Here is a 25,933-nt window from a genome sequence, read left to right on the forward strand (position 1 = left end):
GTCAGCCGCGCGGCGGCTCAGCCGGCGGGGCCGGAGGCGTCGCGGGCGGCTCCTGCGCGGGCGGCGGGGTGGCTGCCGGAGGCGCCGCGGGCGGCGGCGTCGTCGGCGGGCCGGCCGGCGGGGGCGTGGGCGCCCCGGCGGGCGGGGGCGTGGGCGCCCCGGGTGCCGGGTAACCGCCGGGTGCGGGCGGGGCGGGGTAGCCGCCGGAGGGCTGGCCGTAGCCGGCGGGCGGCGGGTAGCCGCCGGGGGCCGGGTAACCGGGCGCGGCGGGCGGAGCGTATCCGGCGGCGCCCTGAGCGGGGATGCCGGGCCACACCGTGTTGTCGGCGAGGAAGTTGCGCGCCCACGGGGCGGGCGCGACGGCGGTGGTCCAGCGCGACCGGTCGAAGGCCATGATGCCCAGCCACACGAGGGACAGGAAGATCGCGAGGATGATCCACGGAGCGTCCTTGCCGAGCTTCGTCTGGATGCGGTACGCCGCGAGGATGAAGTACACGGTCGCCGCCACGCTGGGGATCCAGCCGATCAGGACGCCGATGTACGGAATGAGGTTCAGCACGAAGGCGGCGCCGATGAGGACGAGCAGCCACCACGGGTTCAGGTCACCCAGCTTGACGAAGATCAGCTCCCGGTAGAAGGGAACCCATCCGCGCCATGCGCCCTCGACCCCCGCCTTGGCGAAGAGCTTGGCGTAGAAGATGGACGACACGACGTACGCCGCTGCCGCGACGATCAGCCAGATGAAGAGCCCGGCGACGATCAGGCCGATCACCGCGCCCGAATTGTCGTAGTTATACACGAGTAGTCCTTCCGAACGGGTTGTCGTGCCCGCGCACCGCGGGGGACACCCCGCGTCGTCATGCTAGCGAAGCTGTGTATTTCCTGGCAGACGCCGCGCGGGTGCGTCGCCTGCCGGTCACACGACGAGGTCGATCTCACCGGGCCGCCCGCGACGGGCGGTCCGGCCCGCACGTGCGGCCCAGTCGAGGAATCCGTCCGTGGAGGTCAGGCGCGGCCGTTCGGTGGTCAGCGCCCGCACGAGGTCACCCTTCGCGTGCTTGTTGAAGTGGTTCAGGGCACGGGCCGCTCCTCCGTCGCCCTCGGTCACCACGCGTACGTACGCGGTGTCGATCCCGGCGGGCACGGGCCCGAGGGCGACGTACGCCTCGGACCGCAGATCCAGGACGAACCGCGGCGATGCGGCCGACAGCGCTGCCGTCACCGGCGCCGCCCACAGCCGGCGCAGCGGCGGAACGCCCGGGAGCGCGGTGCCGGCGGCCAGCCGGTACGCGGGAATGAGATCATCGGCCCCGACCGGCCCGAACGGGGCGGAGTGGATGAGCACGTGCTCCCCCAGCCACCGGCGGGATGCGGCGTCCAGCGTGTGCGCGCCGAGTGCGTCGAAGAGCACACCGGTGTAGCGGTCGACCGCGGGCATCGTGGGCGACTCGAGCAGCGCAGCGTTGACCGCGATCTCGCCGCGCTGCCGTGCGCTCAGCCGCAGTACGCGGGCGGCCGCGTCCTCGTCCGACGACAGCTCCACGAGGGCCTCGGCCACCGCGGCGCGCTCGGGGCGCAGGGCGGGCAGGGCGAGCGCATCGAGGCGCAGCGGCGCCCCGTCGCCGCCGGGCCGCTTGGTCTCGGACGGCGGCAGCAGGATCAGCATCCGCCGATCTCCTCCTTCATGCGAAACACCACATTCCGTCTGAGACACCGCGCGAAGCGGGGCGTCTCGGACGGAATGTGGTGTTTCGGGGTGTAGCGACTTAGGAGACGAGGGCGGCGTTACCGGCGACGACCGTCACGGTGTCGCCCTCCATCGACAGGAACCCGTCCTGCGCGTTGGCGATCACCTTGGAGCCGTCGGTGCGCGTGATGCGCACCTGGCCCTCGGCGAGGATCGCGAGCACCGGCTCGTGACCGGCCATGAAGCCGATCTCGCCCTCGACCGTCTTGGCGATCACGAGGGACGCCTCACCGGTCCACACCTCGGCGTCGGCCGAGACGAGGTGCACGTCGAGCGGCATGTCAGCCGTTCTCCTTCTGGATCTGGGCCCACTTGGCCTCGACGTCGGAGATGCCGCCGACGTTGAAGAAGGCCTGCTCGGCGACGTGGTCGAAGTCGCCCTTGACGATCGCGTCGAAGGACTCGATCGTCTCCTTGATCGGGACCGTGGAGCCCTCGACACCGGTGAACTTCTTCGCCATGTAGGTGTTCTGCGAGAGGAACTGCTGGATGCGGCGTGCACGCGACACGACGATCTTGTCCTCTTCGGAGAGCTCGTCGACACCGAGGATCGCGATGATCTCCTGCAGTTCCTTGTTCTTCTGCAGGATCTGCTTGACCGACGTGGCCACGCGGTAGTGGTCCTCACCGATGTAGCGGGGGTCCAGGATGCGGCTGGTCGAGCTGAGCGGGTCGACGGCGGGGTACAGACCCTTCGACGCGATCTCGCGGGAGAGCTCGGTCGTGGCGTCGAGGTGGGCGAACGTGGTCGCCGGGGCCGGGTCGGTGTAGTCGTCGGCGGGCACGTAGATCGCCTGCAGCGAGGTGATCGAGTGGCCGCGGGTGGAGGTGATGCGCTCCTGGAGCACACCCATCTCGTCGGCGAGGTTCGGCTGGTATCCCACGGCGGAGGGCATGCGGCCCAGGAGCGTGGAGACCTCGGAGCCGGCCTGCGTGAAGCGGAAGATGTTGTCGATGAACAGCAGCACGTCCTGCTTCTGCACGTCGCGGAAGTACTCCGCCATCGTCAGGGCCGACAGGGCGACGCGCAGACGCGTCCCCGGCGGCTCGTCCATCTGGCCGAAGACGAGGGCGGTCTTGTCGAAGACACCCGCCTCCTCCATCTCGGCGATGAGGTCGTTGCCCTCACGGGTGCGCTCGCCCACACCGGCGAACACCGACACGCCACCGTGGTCCTGCGCGACGCGCTGGATCATCTCCTGGATGAGGACGGTCTTGCCCACGCCCGCCCCGCCGAACAGGCCGATCTTGCCGCCCAGCACGTACGGGGTCAGCAGGTCGATGACCTTGATGCCGGTCTCGAACATCTGCGTCTTCGACTCGAGCTGGTCGAAGTTGGGGGCCTTGCGGTGGATGGGCCAGCGCTCGGTGATCTCGATCTGCTCGCCGGGCTCGGCGTTGAGGATCTCGCCGGTCACGTTGAACACGCGGCCCTTGGTGACATCGCCCACCGGGACGGTGATCTGGTCGCCCGTGTCGCGCACTTCCTGGCCGCGGACGATGCCGTCGGTCGGCTTGAGCGCGATGGCGCGGACGAGGTCGTCACCGAGGTGCTGCGCGACCTCGAGCGTGATCTCGGTCGACTCGTCGCCGATCGTGATCGTCGTCTTCAGCGCGTTGTAGATGTCGGGGATGCTGTCGTGCGGGAACTCGATGTCGACGACCGGCCCGGTGACGCGCGCGACGCGCCCGACGACCGCGGTCTTCTCGGCGGTGAGGCTCATGGCTTCTTCTCTTTCTCTGGGTCTACTTGCCCGACGCCAGGGCGTCGGCGCCGCCGACGATCTCGGCGATCTGCTGCGTGATCTCGGCCTGGCGTGCGTTGTTGCGCAGGCGCGTGTAGTCGGTGATGAGCTTGTCGGCGTTGTCACTGGCCGACTTCATCGCCTTCTGCGTCGCGGCGTGCTTGGCCGCCGAGGACTGCAGGAGGGCGTTGAAGACGCGGCTCTGGATGTACACCGGCAGGAGCGCGTCCAGCACGGTCGCGGCCTCGGGTTCGAACTCGTAGAGCGGGTACACCTGAGCGCCCGTGGGCTCTTCCTCGGCCTCGACGACCTCCAGCGGAAGCAGGCGCACCGTCTCCGGGCTCTGGGTCATCATGCTGACGAAGCGGTTGTACACGAGGTGGATCTCATCCACGCCACCCTCGCCGCCGCCACGGTTGTAGGCGTCGATGAGGGTCGCGGAGATCTCCTCCGCGGTGCGGAACTGCGGGGTGTCGGTGTCGCCGGTCCACTCGGCCTCGGTGGCGAGGCGACGGAACTGGAAGTAGCCCACCGCCCGCCGGCCGACGAGGTAGTACGCCACCTCTTTGCCCTGGGAGCGCAGGAGGGCAGCCAGCTCCAGACCCTCGCGGAGGATCTGCGAGTTGAACGCGCCGGCCAGGCCCCGGTCGGAGGCGAAGATCACCACGGCCGAGCGCCGGATCTCGGCGCGCTCGGTCGTGAGGGGGTGATCGATGTTGGAGTGCGTGGCGACCGCCGAGACGGCCCGCGTGACGGCACGCGCGAACGGCGATGACGCGCGCACCCGCGCCATCGCCTTCTGGATGCGCGAAGCCGCGATGAGCTCCATCGCCTTCGTGATCTTCTTGGTGGTCTGAGCAGAACTGATCTTCTGCTTGTAGACCCGCAGTTGTGCGCCCATGGTGTGTGTCCTCGCGTCGCTGTTAGCGGCGGCCCTTGACGATCTTCTCCTGGTTGACGTCCTCCACCTCGGCGGCCTCGACCGCCTCGTTCCCGGGAGCGCCGATGCCCTGACCGTCGCCGGCCTGGAACTCCAGGACGAACGCGTCGACCTTCTTCTCCAGCTCGGCGGCGGTGTCATCGTCGAGGACGTTGGTGTCGCGCAGGGTCTCGAGGATCGTGGAGTTGCGGCGCAGGTAGTCCAGCAGCTCGCGCTCGAAGCGCAGCACGTCGGAGACCTCGATCGAGTCGAGCTTTCCGTTGGTGCCGGCCCAGATCGACACGACCTGCTCCTCCACCGGGTACGGCGAGTACTGGGGCTGCTTGAGGAGCTCCGTCAGACGCGCACCGCGGGCCAGCTGGCGCCGGGACGCGGCGTCCAGGTCGCTCGCGAACATCGCGAACGCCTCGAGCGAGCGGTACTGGGCCAGCTCGAGCTTGAGCGTGCCGGAGACCTTCTTGATCGACTTGACCTGGGCGTCACCGCCGACGCGCGACACCGAGATGCCCACGTCCACGGCCGGACGCTGATTGGCGTTGAACAGGTCGGACTGCAGGAAGATCTGGCCGTCGGTGATCGAGATGACGTTCGTCGGGATGTAGGCCGAGACGTCGTTGGCCTTCGTCTCGATGATCGGGAGGCCCGTCATCGAACCCGCGCCCAGCTCGTCGGAGAGCTTGGCGCAACGCTCCAGCAGACGCGAGTGCAGGTAGAACACGTCGCCGGGGTAGGCCTCACGGCCCGGCGGACGACGCAGCAGCAGCGACACGGCGCGGTACGCCTCAGCCTGCTTGGACAGGTCGTCGAAGATGATCAGGACGTGCTTGCCGCGGTACATCCAGTGCTGGCCGATGGCCGAACCGGTGTAGGGGGCGAGGTACTTGAAGCCGGCGGGGTCCGACGCCGGGGCGGCGACGATGGTGGTGTACTCCATCGCGCCGGCGTCCTCCAGGGCGCCCTTCACCGAGGCGATCGTGGAGCCCTTCTGCCCGATCGCGACGTAGATGCAGCGCACCTGCTTGTTGACGTCGCCGGATTCCCAGTTGGCCTTCTGGTTGATGATCGTGTCGATCGCGATGGCCGTCTTGCCCGTCTGGCGGTCGCCGATGATGAGCTGACGCTGGCCGCGGCCGACGGGGATCATCGCGTCGATGGCCTTGATGCCCGTCTGCATGGGCTCGTGCACGCTCTTACGCGCCATGACGCCGGGGGCCTGCAGCTCGAGCGCGCGGCGCCCCTCGTTGGCGACCTCGCCGAGGCCGTCGATGGGGTTGCCCAGCGGGTCCACGACGCGACCCAGGAACCCGTCGCCGACGGGCACGGAGAGGACCTCACCCGTGCGGGTGACTTCCTGACCGGCTTCGATGCCGGAGAACTCCCCGAGCACGACGACACCGATCTCGTGCTCGTCCAGGTTCAATGCGAGACCCTGCGTGCCGTCCGCGAAGCGGACCAGCTCGTTGGCCATGACGCCCGGCAGTCCCTCGACGTGCGCGATGCCGTCTGCGGCGTCGACCACGGTGCCGACCTCGGTCGCGGCGGCGCCGGTGGGCTCGTAGGCGGCGACGAAGTCTTTCAGCGCGTCACGGATGACGTCGGGGCTGATCGTGATATCTGCCATTGTCTTCCTTCGTGTTGTGGGGCGATACGCCCCGAGATGTGCGGTCCTCGCGGACGGCAAAGCCTTGTAGTTTAACCCGCCAGGCGCTGGCGGAGGCCGGCCAGGCGGGTGGAGATGCTCGCGTCGATGACGTCATCGGCGATCTGCACGCGCAGGCCGCCCACCACCGACGGGTCGATCACGACGTTCAGTGAGACGTCGGATCCGTAGCGCGCCGACAGGGCGCCCGACAGGCGGGTGCGCTGTGCGTCGCTCAGCGGCGCGGCGGAGACCACCGTCGCCACCGTGCGTCCGCGCTGGTCGCCGACGAGCCGCATCGCGCGGTTCAGAAGACTCCGAACGCGGCGGTCGCGGGGCTGCTGGACGAGCGAGGAGATGATGAGCGTCGTGGCTGCGCTGGCGCGCTCCCCCAGCAGCGTGGTGATGAGCGCCCCCTTGGCGGAGGCGTCACCCAGGCGGCTGCCGAGGGCCAGTTCGAGTTCGGGGTTCTGTGCGACGGTGCGCGAGAAGGAGAACAGCTCCGCCTCGACGTCGGAGCCGGTCGCACCGATCGCCGCCGCGCGGACGGCGAGCTCCTCGATGCCGTCGACGAGATCCGATGCGCGTGACCACCGCTGGTCGACCAGCGAGCTCAGCAGCGAAATCGTGACGGGGCGGAAGGACGCACCGAAGACGTCGGTGATCACTTTCGCGCGGGACTCCGGCGAGGCCGACGAGTCGGCCAGCGCGGAACCCAGCTGCAACGACCCGCCGATGGCGCGCGCCGCAGCGAACAGCTCGCCGGCGACCTCGAGGTCCACGCCCTCAGCGGCGCTGAGCGCCGCGGTCGTGGCCTCGAGGGCCTGAGTGGTCGCACTGCCCATTACCGAGCCGCCTTGGTGTTCTCCGACGCTTCCAGGTCGGCGAGGAAGCGGTCCACGACCGCCTGCGCCTTCTGGTCGTCGGAGAGGGTCTCACCGATGACGTTGCCGGCGAGGTCGAGCGCGAGCGAACCGACCTCCGAGCGCAGCGACACCAGCGCCGCCTGGCGCTCGGCCTCGATCTGCGTGTGCGCGGTCGCGGTGATGCGCGCGGCCTCGGCCGATGCCGCGTCGCGGGCCTCGGCGACGATCTTCTTGCCGTCCTCGCGGGCGGCCTCCCGGATCTCGCCGGCCTCCTTGCGGGCTTCGGCGAGCTGGGCGGTGTACTGCTCCAGCGCGACCTCGGCCTGCCGCTGCGCCTCGTCGGCCTTGGCGATGTTCCCCTCGATCGCGGCGCCGCGCTCGTCGAGCAGCTTCTGCATCCGCGGCAGCACGACGCGCCAGAAGACGAAGAGGATGACGACGAAGCAGACCGCCGACCAGATGATGTCGTAGTACGCCGGAAGCAGCGGGTTGTGCGCCGCCTCTTCGCCGTGAGAGTCCTCTGCAGCGAGAGTGACAAGAGCGTTCAGCATCCTGTCTCCTTACGTCGGAAGTCGAGGATCAGAAGCCGAAGATGAAGCCGGTGGCGATGCCGATGAAGGCGAGCGCCTCGGTGAAGGCGATACCGATCCACATCAGGACCTGCAGGCGGCCGGCGAGCTCGGGCTGGCGGGCGACGCCCTCGATCGTCTTGCCGACGACGATGCCCACGCCGATGGCGGGGCCGATGGCGGCGAGGCCGTAGCCGACGGTCGCGATGGAACCGGAGACCTGGGCGAGAACCGTAGTTGCGTCCACGGGTATTTCCTTTCGGGGTTGGGTGGTTCGGCGTGCGCCGAACCGCTCAGTGCTCTTCCGCGACCGCGAGCTGGATGTAGACCGCGGTGAGGATGGTGAAGACGTACGCCTGGAGGAAGGCCACCAGGAGTTCGAACAGGGTGAAGGCGAAGCCGAACGCGAGCGTGCCGGCTCCGAGAGCCGACCACCACCCGCCGAGGCTGAAGATGAAGAACTGCGTCGCCGAGAAGAACAGCACGAGCATGAGGTGGCCGACGATCATGTTCATCAGCAGTCGCAGCGTCAGGGTGACGGGGCGGATGATGAAGGTCGACAGCAGCTCGAGCGGCGTGACGATGATGTACAGGAACGGCGGCACGCCCGTGGGGAACAGCGAGTTCTTGAAGAAGTTCTTCGGGCCCTTCTTCAGACCCGCGTAGATGAACGTCACGTACGAGACCAGCGCGAGCAGCAGCGGCACGGCGATGACGCTCGTTCCGGCGATGTTGATGCCCGGGATCACGCCGGTGATGTTCATGAACAGCACCATGAAGAAGATCGTGCTGAGGATCGGCAGGAACCGGTCGCCGTCCTTACGGCCGAGCAGGTCGTGCGCGATGTTGACCCGGACGAAGTCGAGCCCCATCTCGACGATGGACTGGAAGCGCCCGGGAACGAGCTTCATGCGGCGCGTGCCGATGATGAAGAGCGTGATCAGCACGACCGTCGCCAGGATCTGGACGAGGTTGATGCGGGTGAAGGCGAACGGGGTCCCCTCGAAGAACACCGGCGGGAAGAAGTCGGCGATCGACGGCGGGTGGAACTCGTTCCCGTACGTCGCGGCATTCGCGATCAGGGTCGCAGCTTGAGTGAACAGCGGTGGCTCCAGCTTCGGGGCATCGGCGAGGACCGTTGCGACGATGGTCGGTGAGAGCACCCCGAGGGCGCTCTGAGAGCGTGCGGGCGCAGGTCAACCCTATCAAATGACGGGGCCGGCCGATGCCGCTCAGTCGGTGCGGTCTCCCGCGTCGGGGTCGGTGGGCAGCGAGACGTCGCTCGCGTGCGGGATCCGCATCCGCATCATGACGACCATGTCGACCACGAGCGAACCGAGGACACTGGCCACCAGGGCGAGGAAGAACACGGTGGTGTCGATCCACGGCTGATCCCGCAGGAGCACGAGCGCGATGATGAACAGGACGAGCTTGAGGATCCACCCGCCCAGGACGACGCCGAAGAAGATCGGCACGTACAGGTCGTCACCGAACCACCGGTTGGCGATGAGGATGCTCGCGGCCGTCACCGCGGAGAAGAACCCGCCCACGAGCACGCCCACCAGCGCGCTGGCGACCCCGTCTCCCCCGCTCACGGCGTAGCCGATGAGGGCGCCGACGACGGCCAGGACCCCCGCGACGATGCCTCCCCAGGTCAAGGCGGTGCGCAGCACCGGCGTGCTGGAGACGGGACTGGAGGTCATGCGGGCTCCTTGAGGGGGGCGGGACGCGTCTGGCGCCGGGAGGGGAGGAAGGTGAGGACCAGGCACGCGGCGACCCCGACGACACCGAACACGATGCCCAGGGCGTAGTCACCCGGCCAGCTCTGGTCGGTGCCGATGTACATCAGGAGGAACGCGAATCCCACGACCGCCGTCCACGCGTAGAAGATCAGCACGGCATCGCGGTCGGAGTGGCCCATGTCGAGCATGCGGTGGTGCAGGTGCTTGCGGTCGGGCGAGAAGGGGGATTTGCCCGCCCGCATGCGGCGGATGATCGCGAGGCCGAAATCCAGCAGCGGCAGGAGCACCACGACCACCGGGAGCAGGATCGGGATGAACGCACCGAGCAGCTGCGAGCGGCCGAGCTGCTCGGGGTCGAGGACGGCCGGGTCGATCTGGCCCGTGATCGCCACCGCGGAGGAGGCCATCAGCAGCCCCAGCATGAGCGCGCCGGCGTCGCCCATGAAGATCTTGGCGGGGTTCCAGTTGAACGGCAGGAATCCGATGCACGCGCCGATCAGCACCGCGGCGAGGAAGGAGGCGAGGTTGAAGTACGTGCTGGCGCCGGTGTCGCGCACGAGCAGGTAGGAGTACGCGAAGAAGACGCCGTTGGCGATGAGGCACACCCCCGCGACGAGGCCGTCGAGCCCGTCGATGAAGTTCACGGCGTTCATCACGACCACGATCGCGAACACCGTGAGGGTGAAGCTCATCCACCCCGACCCGACCGTGAGACCCCCGATCGGGAGCGAGAGGATCTGCAGTCCGCCCAGCAGCGTGATGATGCCGGCGGCGACGAACTGCGCGCCGAGCTTGATCATCCAGTCCAGGTCCCACAGATCGTCGGCCACGCCGACCAGCACGATCACGAGGGTCGCCCCCAGCACAGCGAGGACGGGTCCCGGGTTGGCCCAGATGACGGAGAAGAACGGCTGCTGGCTGGAGAACAGGAAGGCCGCGGCCACCGCCAGGAACATGGCCACGCCGCCCAGGCGGGGCGTCGGGGTCTTGTGCACGTCGCGCTCGCGGATGCCGGGATACAGCTTGAACCGCAGACTCAGGCGCCACACCGCCCACGTCAGGACGAAGGTGACCACCGCGGTGAACAGCACCAGCAGGAGGTACTGCTTCACCCGGCACCGCCGGATTCGTCCTCGTCCGGCTCGAGCAGGTCACCCAGCACCTCACGCAGCCGCTCCCGCGGCACGGCGCCTTCGCGCAGCACGCGCACGAGCGGCTCGTCGCCGCCCACCAGGCGCGTGGCATCCACGATGGTCGAGGCGATGCCGGTGTGGCTCGGCCCGTCGTCGAGGTACACCCCGACCGACTCCCCCAGCATGTCGCGCGCCTCGTCGATCGTGACCGCCGCCGGCGCCCCGGTGCGGTTGGCGCTGGAGACGGCCAGCGGCCCGGTCTCCTCCAGCAGCTCCAGGGCGATGCGGTGCGCGGGCATCCGCACCGCGACCGTGCCCCGGGTCTCCCCCAGATCCCACGACAGCGACGGCTGCGACGGCAGGACGATCGTGAGGCCACCGGGCCAGAAGGTCTCCACGAGGCGCTCGACCGGCTCGGGGAGGTCGGCCACGAGAGCGCGGAGCGTGCTCACCCCGGCCACCAGCACGGGCGGCGGCTGCTGCCGCCCGCGGCCCTTCGCGGCCAGCAGGCCCGCGACCGCGCGCGCGTTGAAGGCGTCTGCGGCGATGCCGTAAACGGTGTCGGTGGGCAGCACGACCAGCTCGCCGCGACTCAGCGTCTGGCGTGAGTGTCGCATGCCGGAGAGCAGCTGGGCCTCGTCACGGCAGTCGTAAACGGGTGACATGTCCCGCCCAGTCTACGTGCGGCGCCTGCGACTCCCGCGAGAGCCGCCACCTGGTCGGCTCATGGGCGCAGCGCTGTGGTGGCCCGGTCGCGCATCGTGAGGTCGGGGTGGGTCGCCGCGGCGCGCCATCCGTCCGCCGTCAGCAGCTCCCGGATCGCCGCGCCCTGCCATTCGCCGTGCTCGATCACGAGAACCCCACCCGAATGCGCCAGCCGCAGCCCCACGCGGCTGAGCACACGCACGACGTCGAGCCCGTCCGGGCCGCCGTACAGCGCTGCGGGCGGGTCGTACCGGCGCACCTCGGGATCGCGCGGGATCGCGTCGTCGGGCACGTACGGGGGGTTGGACGCCACGACCGACACCGTGCCGTCGAGCTCGCCGAACGCGTCGGCCAGATCCGCGCACACGACCGTGAGGTTGGCCGCTCCCACCCGCCGCGCGTTCTCCTTCGCCCACACGAACGCGTCGGCGGACTTCTCCGCCGCGAACACGCGCGCGTGCGGCACCTCGGTGGCCATCGCCAGGGCGATCGCCCCGCTGCCGGTGCCGAGGTCCACCGCGACCGGCTCGGGCACGGCGGCGGCGACCAGGGCGTCGATGGCCAGCTGCGCGACCATCTCCGTCTCCGGCCGCGGCACGAACACTCCCGGCCCCACCGCCAGCTCGAGGTGCCGGAACGGGGCGCGCCCGGTCAGGTGCTGCAGCGGCACGCGCGCGCACCGGCGCTGCACGAGCTCCTCCAGTGCGGCAGCGGCCGCCGCATCCATGCCGTCCCCGCGGATGGCGGCGGCCTGCACCGCTCCCCGGCCGGCACCCAGCACGTGCGCGGCGAGCAGCTCGGCGTCCACGTCGGGATCGGGGACCCCGGCGGCGGCGAGGCGCGCGGCGGCGTCTCGGACGAGGGCGGCGACGGACGCGGCGGCGGGTGCGGGCATGGCTCTGTCCACCCTACGACCCGCGCACCCGGGCGCGTCATACTCGCGCGACGCCCAGGCGGCCCTCGGTAGGCTGGGACCCACACCGTCCGACGGCGAAAGGCCCGCCATGCCCGGCATCCACCCCGACATCACGTCCGCGTTCGGCGACACCCCGCTCGTGCGCCTGAACCGCGTCGCCGAGGGGGTGGACGCGAACATCCTCGCCAAGCTGGAGTTCTACAACCCCGCCGGCAGCGTCAAGGACCGCCTGGGGATCGCGATCGTGGATGCCGCGGAGGCCTCCGGCGAGCTGAAGCCCGGCGGCACGATCGTGGAGTCCACGAGCGGTAACACCGGCATCGCCCTCGCGATGGTCGGCGCGGCGCGCGGCTACCGCGTGATCCTCACGATGCCGGCATCCATGTCGAAGGAGCGGCGCGCGCTGCTGAAGGCGTTCGGCGCGGAGGTCGTGCTGACCGACCCGACCAAGGGCATGTCGTATGCGGTGGACGAGGCCAAGCGCATCGTGTCGGAGACGCCCGGTGCGGTGTGGGCGCGCCAGTTCGAGAACGAGGCGAACCCCGAGGTGCACCGCAAGACCACCGCCGAGGAGATCCTCCGCGACACCGACGGCAAGGTCGACTACTTCGTCGCCGGCATCGGCACGGGCGGCACCATCACCGGCGTCGGCCAGGTGCTCAAGGAACGCGTCCCGGGCGTGAAGGTCGTCGCCGTCGAGCCCTCCGACTCCCCCGTGCTGACCAAGGGCCACCCCGGCCCGCACAAGATCCAGGGCATCGGGCCGAACTTCGTCCCCGCCATCTTGGACCGCGACGTGATCGACGAGGTCATCGACGTCGAGTTCGACGACGCCATCCGCCTGGCCCGCGACACCGCGACCAAGGACGGCATCCTCGTGGGCATGTCCAGCGGAGCGGCCATCTGGGCGGCCCTGGAGATCGCCAAGCGGCCAGAGGCGGCGGGCAAGAACATCGTCGTGATCATCCCGTCCTTCGGTGAGCGCTACCTCTCCACCGCTCTGTACGAGCACCTGCGCGAGGACTGAGTGGGACCCCTCTCGCGCCTGCGCGAAGACATCGCCGCGGCCAAGCTCCGCGACCCCGCCGCCCGCGGCACCCTCGAGCTGGTCCTGCTGTACTCGGGGCTGCACGCCGTATGGGCGCACCGCGTCAGCCACCGGCTGTGGCGCCGCGGCTTCCGCTTCCCCGCGCGGCTGCTGTCGCAGCTGACCCGCTGGCTCACCGGGGTGGAGATCCACCCCGGTGCCGTCATCGGACGGCGCCTGTTCATCGATCACGGGATGGGCGTGGTGATCGGTGAGACCGCCGAGGTGGGCGATGACGTCCTGATCTACCACGGCGTGACCCTCGGCGGGCGTCAGCGCGAGGGCGGCAAGCGCCATCCCACCCTCGGTGACGGCGTGGCCGTCGGCGCCGGCGCGAAGATCCTCGGCCCCATCACGATCGGCGACCGCACCGTCGTCGGAGCCAACGCGGTCGTGACCAAGGATGCCCCGGCCGACTCCGTGCTCGTCGGCGTTCCCGCCAAGCCGCGCGCGCGCCGCGCCGGCGAGGACACCCGGGCCGTCCTCGCCGCCCCCGAGTACTCCATCTAGCCGCGCCGTCCGGAGCGGGGGGCGAGGTGGCTACGCTCGGGAGGATGAGCGCGTTGCACGAGCTGTCGGCCGTCGAGCTGGCGGGGATGCTGCGCCGGCGCGAGGTCTCCGCCGCCGAGGTCGCCGCGCATTACCTCGCGCGCATCGCCGCGCACGCCGAGCTGGGCGCGTTCGCCGAGGTCACCGCGGATGCCGCGCTGCAGCGCGCCCGCGCACTCGATGCCGCGTCGCCGGCCGGGGCGCTGTGGGGCCTCCCGCACGCCGACAAGGATCTCGTCGCCCGTGCGGGCGTACCCACGCGGTACGGGTCGCGCTCGCGGGTCGGCTTCGTGCCCACCGCATCCGACCCGCTCGCCGAAGCGCTCGACGCTGCGGGGGTGGTGAATCTCGGCAAGACGGCCACGAGCGAGTTCGGGCTCACCGGCTACACCGAGCCGCGCACCGCTCCCCCGGCGCGCGACCCGTGGAACCCCGCGCACGGCGCGGGCGGCTCCAGCGGCGGGGCCGCCGTCGCGGTGGCGGCGCGGATGCTGCCGGTCGCGGTCGCCTCCGACGGCGGCGGGTCGATCCGCATCCCCGCGGCCACCGTGGGCGTCGTGGGGCTCAAGCCCTCGCGGGGGCGGCTGCCGCTGGGCTCCGGGTTCGACGCGCCGGACGGCCTCGCCGTCACGGGCCCGGTGGCCCGCACCGCCGAGGACGCGGCGTTCCTCCTGGACGCCCTCGTCGACCTCGCGCCCTTCCGCTACGCCACCGCCGCGCCGGGGTCGGGCCCGTTCCTGGCGGCGGCCCGCCGTGAGCCGGCTCGGACGCGCATCGGCGTGACGACGGTGTCGCCGTGGGACGCGGACGAGCGCATCGTGCTCGACGACCAGGCCGGAGCCGCCGTGCGCACCGCCGCCGGGTGGCTCGCGGGCGACGGGCACGCCGTCGACGACGCGCAGTGGCGCCCGCGGGGGTACGCGGCGCTCTTCCGCGTCCTGTGGCGCGCGAGTGCCGCGCGGATCCCCCTGACGGAGGCGGACCTGGCCGTCGTCGAGCCGCTCACGGCGTGGCTCGTGCGCGAGGGACGCGGGCTGACCGCATCCGATGTCCTGGGGGGCCTCTCGGCCGCCCGCGTGTTCGAGCGCGAGACGATCGAGGCGTTCGCGCCGTTCGACGCCGTGCTCATGCCGGCTCTCGCGCAATCGCCGCGCCCGGTGGGCTGGTACGGGGGGCACGACCCCGAGCGCACGTTCGCGCTGCAGGTGGAGTACGCGCCCTACTCGAGCTTCGTCAACGTCGCGGGGCTGCCGGCCCTCACCGTGCCGGTGACCGCCGATGCCGCCGGACACCCCGTGTCGGTGCAGCTGGTCGGACGGCCCGGCGGGGAGGCGGCGCTGCTGTCGCTCGCGGCGCAGCTGGAGCGGCACCGCGGGCCCCTGCCGCATCCGCCGTCCGGCTGAGCGGGGTCGGTCAGGCGTCGCCGGCGAGTGCGGCCAGGCGCTCTTCCTCGTCGGTGGCGATGAGGGAGGCGATCACCGGCTCGAGGGCGCCGTCCATGACCTGGTCGAGGTTGTACGCCTTGTAGCCGGTGCGGTGGTCGGCGATGCGGTTCTCGGGGAAGTTGTAGGTGCGGATGCGCTCGGAGCGGTCCATGCCGCGGATCTGCGACTTGCGGGCGTCGGATGCCGCGGCATCCTGCTCCTCCTGCTGCTTCGCGAGCAGCCGGGCGCGCAGCACGCGCATGCCCGCTTCGCGGTTCTGCAGCTGCGACTTCTCGTTCTGCATCGACACGACGATGCCGGTGGGGACGTGCGTGATCCGCACGGCGGAGTCGGTCGTGTTGACCGATTGACCGCCGGGACCGGACGAGCGGAAGACGTCGATCTTCAGGTCGTTCGGGTCGATCTGGATCTCTTCGGGCTCGTCGACCTCGGGGAAGACCAGCACCCCGGTCGTGGAGGTGTGGATGCGCCCCTGCGACTCGGTCGCCGGCACTCGCTGCACGCGGTGCACGCCGCCTTCGTACTTCAGGTGCGCCCACACGCCCTGGGCGGGATCGGTCGAGGATCCCTTGATCGCGACCTGCACGTCCTTGTAGCCGCCAAGGTCGGATTCGTTGCGCTCGAGCAGCTCGGTCTTCCAGCCCTTGGATGCGGCGTACTGCAGGTACATGCGCAGCAGGTCGGCGGCGAACAGCGCCGATTCGGCGCCGCCCTCCCCCGCCTTGATCTCCATGATGACATCGCGCGCGTCGTCGGGGTCGCGCGGGATCAGCAGGCGGCGGAGGCGCTCGTGCGTCTCCGCGGCACGCGTCTCCAGGGCCGGCACCTCCTCGGCGAACGCGGCGTCCTCACGGGCGAGCTCGCGCGCCGCCGCCAGGTCTTCGGATGCGGCGAGCCAGTCCTCGTGCGCCTTCACGATGCGGGAGAGCTCGGCATACCGCCGGTTCACCCGCTTCGCGCGGGCGGCATCGGCGTGCACCGCGGGGTCGGAGAGCTCCTCCTGCACCGCGCGGTGCTCGTCGATCAGCGCCTCGACCGAGGCGAACATGCCGGTCTCGGACACGTCCAGGTCAGCGGATGCTGTTGTCGTGCCCGTGCGCGCCGCCCGCACCGTGCGCGGGAGCCGGGATCGACTTCTGCATCTGCACGAGGAACTCGACGTTGGACTGCGTCTCCTTCAACTTGCCGAGGACGACCTCCAACGCCTGCTGGGTGTCCAGGCCCGCGAGGGCGCGGCGCAGCTTCCACGTGATCTTGACCTCATCGGGCGAGAGGAGCATCTCCTCGCGCCGCGTGCTGGAGGCGTTGACATCCACCGCGGGGAAGATGCGCTTGTCGGCCAGCTGGCGGCTCAGGCGCAGCTCGCTGTTGCCGGTGCCCTTGAACTCCTCGAAGATGACGTCGTCCATCTTGGACCCGGTCTCCACGAGCGCCGTCGCCAGGATCGTGAGCGATCCGCCGTTCTCGATGTTGCGCGCAGCACCGAAGAAGCGCTTGGGCGGGTAGAGCGCGGATGCGTCCACGCCACCGGTGAGCACACGGCCCGAGGTCGGCGCCGAGATGTTGTAGGCACGGCCCAGGCGCGTGATCGAGTCCAGCAGTACGACGACGTCGCGGCCGAGCTCGACCAGGCGCTTGGCGCGCTCGATCGCGAGTTCGGCGACCGTGGTGTGGTCTTCGGCCGGGCGGTCGAAGGTGGATGCCACGACCTCGCCGCGCACGGTGCGCTGCATGTCGGTGACCTCCTCCGGACGCTCGTCGACGAGGACCACCATGAGGTGGACCTCGGGGTTGTTCTGCGCGATGGCGTTGGCGATCTGCTGCAGGACGATCGTCTTGCCGGCCTTGGGCGGGGCGACGATGAGGCCGCGCTGACCCTTGCCGATCGGGGCGACCAGGTCGATGATGCGCTGCGTCAGCTTCTCCGGGGCCGTCTCCAGGCGGAGGCGGTCCTGCGGGTACAGCGGCGTCAGGTTGCCGAACTCCACGCGGGTGGCGGCGTCCTCGATCGACAGGCCGTTGATCGCGTCGACCTTGACCAGCGCGTTGTACTTCTGCCGGCCGGACTGCTCGCCCTCGCGCGGTTGCTTGATGGCGCCGACGACGGCGTCGCCCTTGCGCAGGTTGTACTTCTTGACCTGTCCGAGCGAGACGTAGACGTCGCTCGGCCCCGGCAGGTAACCGGTGGTGCGCACGAACGCGTAGTTGTCGAGCACGTCGAGGATGCCGGCGATCGGGATGAGGACGTCGTCCTCGGTGATCTCGGTGTCGAACTCGTCGGTGGGGGTCTGACCGCCGCGGCGCTTGTTGCGCTGACGGTTGCGGCCGCCGCCCTGCTGATCGGCGTCGTCCGCCGGCTGCTGCTTCTCCGGCTGCGGGCGCTCGGGCTGCTGACGCTCGTTCTGCTGCTTCTCGGGCTGCTTGTCGCCCTCGCCGCCGCCCCCGCGGTTGCGGTTGCGGTTGCGGTTGCGGTTCCGGTTGCGCCCGGACGACGAGCCCTCCTCGCCGGAGTCGTCGTTCGACCCCGCCTCGGCGGTGGGCTGCGCGGTGTCGGCAGCGGCCTGCGGCTCGGCTGCCGGCTCGGCGGACTCCGCCGCCGGCTCGGCAGACGCGCGACGGCGTCCGCCCCTGGCGCGCGTGCCCTCGGCGACCGGAGCCTCCGCCGGAGCGGAGGACGCCTCGGGAGCCGGTGCGTCGGTGGTAGGAGCGGGAGCTTCGGCGGCGGCGGGCGCTTCGGCGACCGGCTCGGCGGCGGGTGCCTCGGCGGCGGGTGCCTCGGCCGCGTCGGCGGGTGCTGTCTCTGCGGCGGGCGCCTCGGCGGGGACGTCGGTGCTCTTGGCACGGCGCGGCGCGCGCTTGCGCGGGGCCTTCGCGGGCTTCTCGGCCGCCGCCGCCTCCTCGGCGGGCGCGGCCTCAGCGGCGGGCGCCGCCTCAGCGGGCGCGGTCTCCGCGACGGCGGCGGGCGCCTCGTCGACCGGAGTGGCGTCCACCGCGTCGGCGGCGACCTCCTCGGCCGGCGCGTGCTGGCCGGCAGCCTCCGCGGCAGCGGGCTGCGCGGCGGTGTCGAAGGTCTCGGCCGCAGCGGAGACGGTGTCTTCGGTGTTCGCCGCGTCGTTCGAAGACGCGTCGACACCCTGGATCTCGGAGATGGACTCCACGAGTACTCCCTTGTGAAACGGATGATCAGGCCGCAGCCGACGCCGGAAGAGACAGGCGTCGATGCTCCGCGCGATTCGCTGGCCGGAATGGCCGATTCGGGTTGCGGGTGCGTGCGGTGGTGGTTCGCAGATTTGCGCCGGAGGCCAGAGTCACGTGGTTACGTGGAACCCTCCGAGTACTCCTTCACTGTACCACCCCTGACGTCCACGGCGAGCATGAGCGCCTCCCACGGGGTGTCGACGAGGGATGCGGCGAGCTCCGCCGCCTCCAGGCGGCGGCCGGGTCCGTCGGCGAGCACGAGCACGCTGGGCCCGGCACCGGAGACGACCGCGGCGAAGCCCTCGGCACGCAGCGCGCGCACGAGCCGGTCGGTCTCCGGCATCGCCTGCGCGCGATAGCTCTGATGCAGCTTGTCCTCCGTGGCGGCCATGAGCAGCTCGGGGCTCTGCGTGAGGGCGGCGATGAGCAGCGCCGAGCGCGACACGTTGAACACCGCATCCTCACGGGGCACCTGCAGCGGCTGGAGGCTGCGGGCGACCTTGGTCGACATCGTGAACTCCGGCACGAGCACGAGCGGCGCGACGCCGCGGTGGACGATCAGCTGCTTGTGCTGCGGTCCGGTCTCATCCATCCACGCGATCGTGAGGCCGCCGAAGAGGGCGGGCGCGACGTTGTCGGGATGCCCCTCCAGCTCGGTGGCCAGGCGCAGCAGCGCGTCGGGTCCGATCTCGACATCGCCGGCGAGGAGTCCCTTGGCCGCGAGGAGGCCCGAGACGACGGCCGCCCCGGATGACCCCATGCCCCGTCCGTGCGGGATGACGTTGCGCGATTGGAGGTGCACGCCCGGAAGCGCCCGCCCGAACGACGCGTAGGCGTGCGCCATCGCGCGCACGACGAGGTGGGAATCGTCCCGCGGCACGTCCGCCGCGCCCTCCCCCGTGACCTCGATCTCGAGGCCGTCCTCGCCCCGCTCTGTGACGACCAGTTCGTCGTAGACGCTCAGGGCGAGGCCGAGGGTGTCGAACCCGGGGCCCAGGTTGGCGCTGGTGGCGGGGACCCGCACCAGCACCCGACGCCCTTCGCTCATGCCGACGCCGGGACGAGGTCGAGGACCGCGGCGACCTCGCTGGTGGCCGCGTCCACGACGGTGGGCTCGACGGTGCTGCCGTCGGCGTTGCGCAGCGCCCACTGCGGGTCCTTCAGGCCGTGTCCGGTCACCGTCAGCACGACCCGCGCCCCGGGCGGGACGATGCCGGCCTCTGCACGGTCGAGGAGCCCGGCGACGCTGATGGCCGAGGCCGGCTCGACGAAGATGCCCACCTCGGCGGCCAGCAGCTTCTGGGCGGCCAGGATGCGGTCGTCCTCGATGGCGCCGAAGTACCCGTTCGTCGCGTCCCGCGCCTCCAGGGCCAGCTCCCACGACGCGGGGTTGCCGATGCGGATGGCGCTGGCGACGGTCTCGGGGGCGCGGACGATCTCGCCGCGCACGAGCGGCGCGCTGCCGGCGGCCTGGAAGCCGAACATGCGGGGCACGCGCGTGGCGACACCGCGCTCGGCCTCCTCGCGGTAGCCGCGGGAGTACGCGGTGTAGTTGCCGGCGTTGCCGACGGGGATGAAGTGGAAGTCGGGCGCATCCCCGAGGGTCTCCACGACCTCGTAGGCAGCGGATTTCTGCCCGTCGATGCGGTCGGGGTTGACGGAGTTCACCAGGTGCACGGGGTAATGATCGGCGAGCTCCCGGGCGATCTCGAGGCAGTCGTCGAAGTTGCCGCGCACCTGGATGAGGCGGCCGTTGTGGGCCACGGCCTGGCTCAGCTTCCCCATCGCGATCTTGCCCTCGGGCACGAGCACGGCCGCGGTGATCCCGGCGTGCGCGGCGTACGCGGCGGCGGAGGCGGACGTGTTGCCCGTGGAGGCGCAGATGACGGCCTTGGCACCGTGCTCGACGGCGCGGGAGAGCGCCACGGTCATGCCGCGGTCCTTGAACGACCCGGTGGGGTTCATTCCCTCGTACTTCACCCACACGTCCGCGCCGGTGCGACGCGAGAGTGCGGGCGCGGGCAGCAGGGGCGTGCCGCCCTCGCCGAGGGTGACGACCGTCGAGGCGTCGGTGACACCCAGCCGATCGGCGTATTCGCGGAGGACTCCGCGCCAGACGTGTGCCATGTCAGTCTCCTTCCACGCGCAGCACCGAGACGACGCGTTCGACGACGTCGCTCTCGGCAAGTCGCGCGACGGTTTCGCTCAGGTGCTGTTCGCGTGCTCGGTGGGTGCCGATGACCAGTCGCGCCATCGGGATCGCGGGGGCGGATGCATCCGCGGGGGCATCTGCGAGCGCAACCGGCGACGCGGGCGCCGCCTCGATGACGGTCTGCTCGACGGTCGCGATCGACACGTGCCCGTCGCTGAGGATCCCCGCGACGGTGGCGAGCACGCCGGGGCGGTCGTCCACCTCCAGCGTGATCTGGTACCGCGTCGTGACGTGCCCGATCGGGGCGACCGGGAGGTTGGCGCGCGTGGATTCGCCCACGCCCTTGCCCCCCGCGATGTGGCGGCGGGCCGCCGAGACGACATCCCCCAGGACCGCGGAGGCCGTCTGCACTCCCCCGGCGCCGGCACCGTAGAACATCAGGTCGCCGGCGGCCTCGGCCTGCACGAACACGGCGTTGTTGGCACCATGGACGCTCGCGAGCGGGTGCGCACGATCCACGAGAGCGGGGTACACGCGCACCGAGATCGATTCGCCGGATCCCTCCTCGCCGGGGAGGCGCTCGCACACGGCGAGGAGCTTGATGACGTAGCCGGCGTGACGGGCGGCGTCGATCATGTTCTTGTCGATCGCGGTGATGCCCTCGCGGTGCACCTTGTCCAGCGGCACGGTGGTGTGGAAGGCGAGGCTGGCCAGGATCGCGGCCTTCTGCGCGGCGTCGTAGCCCTCGACGTCCGCCGTCGGGTCCGCTTCGGCGAACCCGAGGGCCTGAGCCTGAGCGAGCACGTCGCCGAACTCGGCACCCTCGGTATCCATGCGGTCCAGGATGTAGTTCGTCGTGCCGTTGACGATGCCCATGATGCGCTGCACCCGGTCGCCGGCGAGCGAGTCGCGGAGGGGGCGGATGATGGGGATCGCGCCGGCGGCGGCGGCTTCGTAGTAGACCTGCGCCCCGACCTGATCGGCGGCGTCGAAGATCTCCGGGCCGTGGGTGGCCAGCAGCGCCTTGTTGGCCGTGACGACGTCGGCGCCGGCGTTGATCGCCTGCAGCAGGCTCGTGCGCGCCGGCTCGATGCCGCCCATGAGCTCGATCACGATGTCCGAGCCCACCAGCAGCGGCTCGGGGTCGGTCGTCAGCAGCTCGCGGGGCAGGTCCGCATCGCGGGGGGCGTCGAGGTCGCGCACGGCGATCCCGACCAGTTCCAGCGAGGCCCCGGCACGGTCGGCGAGTTCGTCGGCGTGGCGCAGCAGCAGAGCCGCGACCTGCGAGCCCACGGCGCCGGCTCCCAGGAGAGCCACGCGCAGACGGCGGTAGTCGGTCATGCGTTCCCTTCATTCGGCCCCGCGCCCGTGTCGCGGGCGAGGAGGTCGGCGACGGTCTCCCGCCGGACGAGCACGCGCGCCCGGCCGTCGCGCACGGCGACGACCGGCAGACGCGGCGTGTAGTTGTAAGTGCTGGCCAGCGAGAAGCAGTACGCGCCGGTCGCCGGCACGGCCAGCAGGTCGCCCGGCGTCACATCGCCCGGCAGGTACTCGGCGTCCACGACGATGTCGCCGGACTCGCAGTGGGAACCGACGACGCGCACGAGCGCCGGCTCGGCGTCGCCGGCGCGGGAGGCCAGGCGCGCGGAGTACTGCGCGCCGTAGAGGGCGGGACGGGCGTTGTCACTCATCCCCCCGTCGACGCTGACGTAGAGGCGCTCGAGGTCCGCGGTCACCTGCACCGGCTTGACGGTGCCGACTTCGTACAGCGTGACCCCCGCCTGTCCCACGATCGCGCGGCCCGGCTCGAAGGCGAGCTCGGGCAGGGGGATGCCGCGCACCGCGCACTCGTCGGCCACGGCGCCGACGATGCCGGCGGCGACCTCTTCGAGGGGACGGGGGTCGTCCGCGGAGGTGTAGGCGATGCCGAAGCCGCCCCCGAGGTTGAGGAGCGGGATGTCGCCGCGCTCCAGGAGCTCGGCGTGCAGCTCGACCAGACGTGCGGCGGAGGCGACGAAGCCGGCGGCGTCGAAGATCTGCGATCCGATGTGCGCGTGCAGCCCCGCGAACTGCAGGCCCGGCAGCTCCCGGATGCGGGCGACGGCCGCGCGGACGTCGTCGAGGGCGAACCCGAACTTCTGGTCTTCGTGGGCGGTGGCCAGGAACGCGTGGGTCTCGGCGTGCACGCCGGTGCGCACCCGGACGAGCACCGGCTGCACGGCGTCGTGGCGCTCGGCGATGGCTGAGAGCCGCTCGATCTCGATGTCGCTGTCGACGATGACCGTCCCCACGCCGACCTCGACGGCGCGCTCGAGCGCGGCCGGGGACTTGTTGTTCCCGTGGAAGCCCAGCAGGGCGGGCTCGGCCCCGGCAGCCAGCGCGACTTCGAGCTCGCCTGCGCTGCAGACGTCCACGCGCAGGCCCTCCTCGGTCACCCACCGCACCACATCCGTGGTCAGCAGCGCCTTGCCGGCGTAATAGACGCGCGCGCGGCCGCCGTGCGCCGCTGTGGCATTCCCGAACGCGGCCAGCGCGCGACGGGCGTGCGCGCGCACTTCCGACTCGTCCATGACGTACAGCGGCGTGCCGTAGGTGGCGGCCAGCTCACGCGCGGAGACCCCGCCGATGTGCAGCGCACCCTCGTCGTCCCGACGCGCGGAGGCGGGCCAGATCGCCGGGCTCAGGTCGTTGGCGTCGGCCGGCATGCGCAGCCGATCGGGCACCGGCGGGACGGAGTGCGAGGCGGACACGGGCAGGACCAATCGGGTGGATGCGGCGGCGCGGTCGGCCGCGGGAGGCAGCGGGTGCCGCGGCGGAGACGATCACACCGGGCAGTGCTTGCAGTCTAGCGGGACGCCCGCGGCGCCCCGCGCGAGGGTCAGGAGCAGGAGCCGGACGCCCTCAGATCGGGATCGATCACGACGGCGCCGTCGATGTCGAAGCCCGCCACGAGCGTGTCGCGGTCGACCTGCACCGACGTGAGGGTGAGGGCGGCGGGCAGATGCTCGGCGATGCAGACATCCCACGTGCGCAGCACCGCGTCGGCCAGCCCGCCGAACCGCGCGCGGAGGGCATCGGCGTCCACCTCCGTCTCCCCGAGAGTGAATCGCGTCGGGGTCAGCGTGAGATCGCCCTCGGCCGCGCCGGGCTGCAGGGCGACGCCGATCGGGAAGGAGGCGCCGAGCACCGACAGCTCGGTGCCGATCGTGAGGTCGGGGGCGGCGATGCCGAGGGTGTCGGCAGGGAAACCGTCGATCGTTGCCAGCAGCGCCCGGAGCTGGTCCTCGTCCAGGCGCACGGTGGCCGTCCCGGGCCCGGCGGCGGCGTCGGCCGACAGCGGCACGTCGGTGAGCGCGACGCGCACGTCGCCGGCGACGGGGCCCAGTGCCACGTCGTCGGAGGCGACGGCGATCCGATCCAGCCGGCCCGACAGCAGCTGCGGCAGCACGAGGCCGTCCACCTCGACGTCGACCTCCTGGTCGGCGGGCAGGTCCAGCTGCATCACGATGACCTGTCGCACGCCGGCCTGCACGGCACCACGGGCCAGCGCCTCGGCGCCGACGGCCGCCGCCGCGACCAGGGCCAGGACGACTCCGAGCGTGACGATCCACGGCCACCTGCGCGACCGGCGCCGGGGGCCCTGCTCTTCCACCGGGAAGGGCAGGAACGGCGCCGGGTCGCTCATCGTCACATCCGCTCGGGCGCGCTGACGCCGAGCAGGTCGAGCCCGTTGCGCAGCACCTGACCGGTGGCGTCGTTGAGCCACAGGCGCGTGCGGTGCACCGCCTCCACCGGCTGGTCGCCGAGGGGGATGACGCGGCAGTTGTCGTACCAGCGGTGGTACAGCCCGGCGAGTTCCTCGAGGTAGCGGGCCACGCGGTGCGGCTCGCGCACCTCGGCCGCGAAGGCGACGGTACGCGGGAACTCCTGCAGCGCGCCCAGCAGCGCCGACTCCGTCTCGTGCACGAGCAGCTCCGGCGCGAACTCCGAGCGGTCGACGCCGGAGTCGGCGGCGTTGCGTGCGACGTTGTGCGTGCGGGCGTGCGCGTACTGCACGTAGAAGACCGGGTTGTCGTTGGTCCGCTTCTGCAGGATCTCCGGGTCCAGCGTGAGGGGCGAGTCCGCCGGGTAGCGTCCCAGCGAATACCGCAGGGCGTCGGTGCCCAGCCATTCGCGGAGGTCGTCGAGCTCGATGATGTTGCCGGCGCGCTTGGACAGGCGTGCGCCGTTGATCGAGACGAGCTGGCCGATCAGCACCTCGATGTCGGCGTCGGGGTCGTCACCGGCGGCGCCGGCGAGCGCCTTGAGGCGGTGCACGTAGCCGTGGTGGTCGGCTCCCAGGAGGTAGATCTTGTGCGCGAAGCCGCGGTCGCCCTTGTTGAGGTAGTACGCCGCGTCGGCGGCGAAGTAGGTGTACACCCCGTTGGCGCGGCGGATGACGCGGTCCTTGTCGTCGCCGAAGTCGGTCGTGCGCACCCACACCGCGCCGTCCTGGTCGAACACGTGCCCCTGCTCGCGCAGGCGGTCCACCGCCTCGTCGACGAGGCTCGGGCCGCCGTCCTCGGGCGCGGCGTGGAGCTCCCGCTCGGAGAACCACACGTCGAAGTGCACGTTGAACGCTTCCAGCGAGGCCTGGATCTCCCCGAGCTGGAACCGGTAGGCGAGGTCGCGCGCGAGGATCAGCTGCTCCTCGGCGGGGAGTTCGGCGAGGTCGGGCCGCGCGGCGAGCACCCGGCGGCCGAGCTCGTCGATGTAGGCGCCGGCATACCCGTCCTCCGGCGTGGGCGCACCCACCGCCGCGGCCAGCACGGATGCTCCGAACCGGTCCATCTGCGCGCCGGCGTCGTTGATGTAGAACTCGCGCACGAGCGTCGCGCCGCTGGCCAGCAGAAGGCGTGCGATCGCGTCGCCGAGGGCAGCCCACCGGGTGTGGCCGATGTGCAGGGGCCCGGTCGGGTTCGCGCTGACGAACTCGAGGTTGATGGTGTTCCCGCGCTGGGAGTCGTTGCTGCCGAAAGCCGCGCCGGCCTCGACGATCGTCTTGGCCAGCGCGCCGGCGGCTGCCGCTTCCAGGCGGATGTTGATGAAACCGGGACCGGCCACCTCGACGCTCGCGATGCCCTCGACGGCGGTGAGGGCATCGGCGACCTCGGCCGCCAGTTCCCTCGGGTTGGCGCCGGTCTTCTTGGCGAGCTTGAGGGCGGCGTTGGAGGCCCAGTCCCCGTGGTCGCGGTTCTTCGGCCGCTCCAGGGGCAGGTCGGCGGCGGTCAGGCCGGCGCTGGATCCTTCGCGTCGCGCCTCCGCGATGGGCGTCAGGACGGCGAGCAGGGCGGCGGAGAGGGCATCAGGATCCATAGCCATCTCATCCTAGGGTCGCGGCGCCGTGAGGCCACCGAGAGCAGGACCGGGCCGCGGGGGCGGAGCGAGCGGTCCGCCGGTCCCCCGACGGCGGACCGCTCATTTCCCCCCTCGATCACGAGGACCGATGACCACAGGCTGT

Annotated in this window: 25 protein-coding genes; 3 read left to right on the forward strand and 22 right to left on the reverse strand. The window is 71.2% G+C overall.

Going from position 1 to position 25,933, the window contains the following annotated elements; all coding sequences use genetic code 11:
• Position 1 precedes the first annotated feature (1 nt).
• From E4V99_RS00645 to prmC, 14 genes are all read right to left on the reverse strand, one after another.
• Complete coding sequence (locus E4V99_RS00645) at positions 2-799, reverse strand: DUF5684 domain-containing protein (protein ID WP_135116048.1); 798 nt, start codon at positions 797-799, stop codon at positions 2-4.
• Positions 800-916: 117 nt separating this feature from the next.
• On the reverse strand, positions 917-1,666 hold the full coding sequence (locus E4V99_RS00650; RefSeq protein WP_135116049.1) for a peroxide stress protein YaaA: 750 nt from the start codon (positions 1,664-1,666) through the stop codon (positions 917-919).
• 100 nt (positions 1,667-1,766) lie between these two features.
• Positions 1,767-2,027, reverse strand: a complete 261-nt coding sequence (locus E4V99_RS00655) for a F0F1 ATP synthase subunit epsilon (RefSeq protein WP_135064717.1) — start codon at positions 2,025-2,027, stop codon at positions 1,767-1,769.
• A gap of 1 nt (position 2,028) precedes the next feature.
• Positions 2,029-3,471, reverse strand: a complete 1,443-nt coding sequence (gene atpD / locus E4V99_RS00660; protein WP_135064714.1) for a F0F1 ATP synthase subunit beta — start codon at positions 3,469-3,471, stop codon at positions 2,029-2,031.
• 22 nt (positions 3,472-3,493) lie between these two features.
• The gene (locus tag E4V99_RS00665) at positions 3,494-4,393 is read right to left on the reverse strand and encodes a F0F1 ATP synthase subunit gamma (protein ID WP_135064711.1); all 900 of its coding nucleotides are present in this window, start codon (positions 4,391-4,393) and stop codon (positions 3,494-3,496) included.
• A gap of 22 nt (positions 4,394-4,415) precedes the next feature.
• On the reverse strand, positions 4,416-6,053 hold the full coding sequence (atpA, locus tag E4V99_RS00670) for a F0F1 ATP synthase subunit alpha (RefSeq protein ID WP_135064708.1): 1,638 nt from the start codon (positions 6,051-6,053) through the stop codon (positions 4,416-4,418).
• A gap of 71 nt (positions 6,054-6,124) precedes the next feature.
• Positions 6,125-6,916 carry a F0F1 ATP synthase subunit delta gene (locus E4V99_RS00675; protein WP_135064706.1) on the reverse strand — a complete coding sequence of 264 codons (792 nt, stop codon included), beginning with the start codon at positions 6,914-6,916 and terminating at the stop codon, positions 6,125-6,127.
• Entirely contained in the window at positions 6,916-7,488 is a 573-nt protein-coding gene (locus E4V99_RS00680; protein WP_135064703.1) for a F0F1 ATP synthase subunit B, read from the reverse strand. The genes E4V99_RS00675 and E4V99_RS00680 overlap by 1 nt, the downstream gene beginning before the upstream one ends.
• A 28-nt stretch (positions 7,489-7,516) precedes the next feature.
• Positions 7,517-7,753, reverse strand: coding sequence for an ATP synthase F0 subunit C (gene atpE, locus E4V99_RS00685; protein WP_135064700.1), 237 nt, complete (start codon positions 7,751-7,753; stop codon positions 7,517-7,519).
• Between the two features lie 46 nt (positions 7,754-7,799).
• On the reverse strand, positions 7,800-8,588 hold the full coding sequence (gene atpB / locus E4V99_RS00690; protein ID WP_167747849.1) for a F0F1 ATP synthase subunit A: 789 nt from the start codon (positions 8,586-8,588) through the stop codon (positions 7,800-7,802).
• Positions 8,589-8,738: 150 nt separating this feature from the next.
• A complete protein-coding gene (locus tag E4V99_RS00695; RefSeq protein WP_135064695.1) occupies positions 8,739-9,209 on the reverse strand; it encodes a hypothetical protein in 471 nt (156 codons plus the stop codon).
• Entirely contained in the window at positions 9,206-10,360 is a 1,155-nt protein-coding gene (locus E4V99_RS00700) for an MraY family glycosyltransferase (RefSeq protein ID WP_135064692.1), read from the reverse strand. The genes E4V99_RS00695 and E4V99_RS00700 overlap by 4 nt, the downstream gene beginning before the upstream one ends.
• Positions 10,357-11,046 carry an L-threonylcarbamoyladenylate synthase gene (locus E4V99_RS00705; protein WP_135064689.1) on the reverse strand — a complete coding sequence of 230 codons (690 nt, stop codon included), beginning with the start codon at positions 11,044-11,046 and terminating at the stop codon, positions 10,357-10,359. Before E4V99_RS00705 ends, E4V99_RS00700 begins: the two co-directional genes overlap by 4 nt.
• Positions 11,047-11,105: 59 nt before the next feature.
• Complete coding sequence (gene prmC, locus E4V99_RS00710; protein WP_135064686.1) at positions 11,106-11,981, reverse strand: peptide chain release factor N(5)-glutamine methyltransferase; 876 nt, start codon at positions 11,979-11,981, stop codon at positions 11,106-11,108.
• Between the two features lie 109 nt (positions 11,982-12,090).
• Here prmC and cysK point away from each other — a divergent pair, with 109 nt between their 5' ends.
• Genes cysK through E4V99_RS00725 form a run of 3 tightly spaced genes read left to right on the forward strand, consistent with a single transcriptional unit; the run spans position 12,091 to position 15,041 of the window.
• On the forward strand, positions 12,091-13,029 hold the full coding sequence (cysK, locus tag E4V99_RS00715) for a cysteine synthase A (protein WP_135064683.1): 939 nt from the start codon (positions 12,091-12,093) through the stop codon (positions 13,027-13,029).
• Positions 13,030-13,599 (forward strand): serine O-acetyltransferase EpsC, encoded by a 570-nt coding sequence (epsC, locus tag E4V99_RS00720; protein WP_135064680.1) that lies wholly within the window; start codon positions 13,030-13,032, stop codon positions 13,597-13,599.
• A gap of 44 nt (positions 13,600-13,643) precedes the next feature.
• The gene (locus E4V99_RS00725) at positions 13,644-15,041 is read left to right on the forward strand and encodes an amidase (RefSeq protein WP_135116050.1); all 1,398 of its coding nucleotides are present in this window, start codon (positions 13,644-13,646) and stop codon (positions 15,039-15,041) included.
• Positions 15,042-15,051: 10 nt separating this feature from the next.
• On the opposite strand, the gene prfA is transcribed toward E4V99_RS00725, so the two are convergent.
• The 8 genes from prfA to argS all read right to left on the reverse strand — a co-directional run bounded on the left by prfA (position 15,052) and on the right by argS (position 25,788).
• Positions 15,052-16,131 (reverse strand): peptide chain release factor 1, encoded by a 1,080-nt coding sequence (gene prfA / locus E4V99_RS00730; protein ID WP_135117185.1) that lies wholly within the window; start codon positions 16,129-16,131, stop codon positions 15,052-15,054.
• A gap of 22 nt (positions 16,132-16,153) precedes the next feature.
• A complete protein-coding gene (gene rho, locus E4V99_RS00735) occupies positions 16,154-18,241 on the reverse strand; it encodes a transcription termination factor Rho (protein ID WP_135116051.1) in 2,088 nt (695 codons plus the stop codon).
• A gap of 158 nt (positions 18,242-18,399) precedes the next feature.
• Positions 18,400-19,329 carry a homoserine kinase gene (thrB, locus tag E4V99_RS00740; protein ID WP_135116052.1) on the reverse strand — a complete coding sequence of 310 codons (930 nt, stop codon included), beginning with the start codon at positions 19,327-19,329 and terminating at the stop codon, positions 18,400-18,402.
• On the reverse strand, positions 19,326-20,408 hold the full coding sequence (gene thrC / locus E4V99_RS00745; RefSeq protein ID WP_135064668.1) for a threonine synthase: 1,083 nt from the start codon (positions 20,406-20,408) through the stop codon (positions 19,326-19,328). The genes thrB and thrC overlap by 4 nt, the downstream gene beginning before the upstream one ends.
• Before the next feature lies 1 nt (position 20,409).
• Positions 20,410-21,774 (reverse strand): homoserine dehydrogenase, encoded by a 1,365-nt coding sequence (locus E4V99_RS00750; protein ID WP_135064665.1) that lies wholly within the window; start codon positions 21,772-21,774, stop codon positions 20,410-20,412.
• A complete protein-coding gene (gene lysA / locus E4V99_RS00755; protein ID WP_135070975.1) occupies positions 21,771-23,138 on the reverse strand; it encodes a diaminopimelate decarboxylase in 1,368 nt (455 codons plus the stop codon). The genes E4V99_RS00750 and lysA overlap by 4 nt, the downstream gene beginning before the upstream one ends.
• A 173-nt stretch (positions 23,139-23,311) precedes the next feature.
• Positions 23,312-24,118, reverse strand: a complete 807-nt coding sequence (locus E4V99_RS00760; RefSeq protein WP_240742832.1) for a DUF2993 domain-containing protein — start codon at positions 24,116-24,118, stop codon at positions 23,312-23,314.
• Positions 24,119-24,120: 2 nt separating this feature from the next.
• On the reverse strand, positions 24,121-25,788 hold the full coding sequence (argS, locus tag E4V99_RS00765; protein ID WP_135064662.1) for an arginine--tRNA ligase: 1,668 nt from the start codon (positions 25,786-25,788) through the stop codon (positions 24,121-24,123).
• Positions 25,789-25,933: the final 145 nt, after the last annotated feature.

The sequence above is a fragment of the Microbacterium sp. dk485 genome (assembly GCF_004570445.1).
Taxonomy (GTDB): domain Bacteria; phylum Actinomycetota; class Actinomycetes; order Actinomycetales; family Microbacteriaceae; genus Microbacterium; species Microbacterium wangchenii.

Coding starts and splice junctions, on each gene's coding strand:
- E4V99_RS00650 (WP_135116049.1), bottom strand. CDS start 1,666: ATGCTGATCCTGCTGCCGCCGTCCGAGACCAAGCGGCCCGGCGGCGAC.
- E4V99_RS00655 (WP_135064717.1), bottom strand. CDS start 2,027: ATGCCGCTCGACGTGCACCTCGTCTCGGCCGACGCCGAGGTGTGGACC.
- atpD (WP_135064714.1), bottom strand. CDS start 3,471: ATGAGCCTCACCGCCGAGAAGACCGCGGTCGTCGGGCGCGTCGCGCGC.
- E4V99_RS00665 (WP_135064711.1), bottom strand. CDS start 4,393: ATGGGCGCACAACTGCGGGTCTACAAGCAGAAGATCAGTTCTGCTCAG.
- atpA (WP_135064708.1), bottom strand. CDS start 6,053: ATGGCAGATATCACGATCAGCCCCGACGTCATCCGTGACGCGCTGAAA.
- E4V99_RS00675 (WP_135064706.1), bottom strand. CDS start 6,916: ATGGGCAGTGCGACCACTCAGGCCCTCGAGGCCACGACCGCGGCGCTC.
- E4V99_RS00680 (WP_135064703.1), bottom strand. CDS start 7,488: ATGCTGAACGCTCTTGTCACTCTCGCTGCAGAGGACTCTCACGGCGAA.
- E4V99_RS00695 (WP_135064695.1), bottom strand. CDS start 9,209: ATGACCTCCAGTCCCGTCTCCAGCACGCCGGTGCTGCGCACCGCCTTG.
- E4V99_RS00705 (WP_135064689.1), bottom strand. CDS start 11,046: ATGTCACCCGTTTACGACTGCCGTGACGAGGCCCAGCTGCTCTCCGGC.
- prmC (WP_135064686.1), bottom strand. CDS start 11,981: ATGCCCGCACCCGCCGCCGCGTCCGTCGCCGCCCTCGTCCGAGACGCC.
- cysK (WP_135064683.1), top strand. CDS start 12,091: ATGCCCGGCATCCACCCCGACATCACGTCCGCGTTCGGCGACACCCCG.
- E4V99_RS00725 (WP_135116050.1), top strand. CDS start 13,644: ATGAGCGCGTTGCACGAGCTGTCGGCCGTCGAGCTGGCGGGGATGCTG.
- prfA (WP_135117185.1), bottom strand. CDS start 16,131: ATGTTCGCCTCGGTCGAGGCGCTGATCGACGAGCACCGCGCGGTGCAG.
- thrB (WP_135116052.1), bottom strand. CDS start 19,329: ATGAGCGAAGGGCGTCGGGTGCTGGTGCGGGTCCCCGCCACCAGCGCC.
- thrC (WP_135064668.1), bottom strand. CDS start 20,408: ATGGCACACGTCTGGCGCGGAGTCCTCCGCGAATACGCCGATCGGCTG.
- E4V99_RS00750 (WP_135064665.1), bottom strand. CDS start 21,774: ATGACCGACTACCGCCGTCTGCGCGTGGCTCTCCTGGGAGCCGGCGCC.
- lysA (WP_135070975.1), bottom strand. CDS start 23,138: ATGCCGGCCGACGCCAACGACCTGAGCCCGGCGATCTGGCCCGCCTCC.
- E4V99_RS00760 (WP_240742832.1), bottom strand. CDS start 24,118: ATGAGCGACCCGGCGCCGTTCCTGCCCTTCCCGGTGGAAGAGCAGGGC.
- argS (WP_135064662.1), bottom strand. CDS start 25,788: ATGGATCCTGATGCCCTCTCCGCCGCCCTGCTCGCCGTCCTGACGCCC.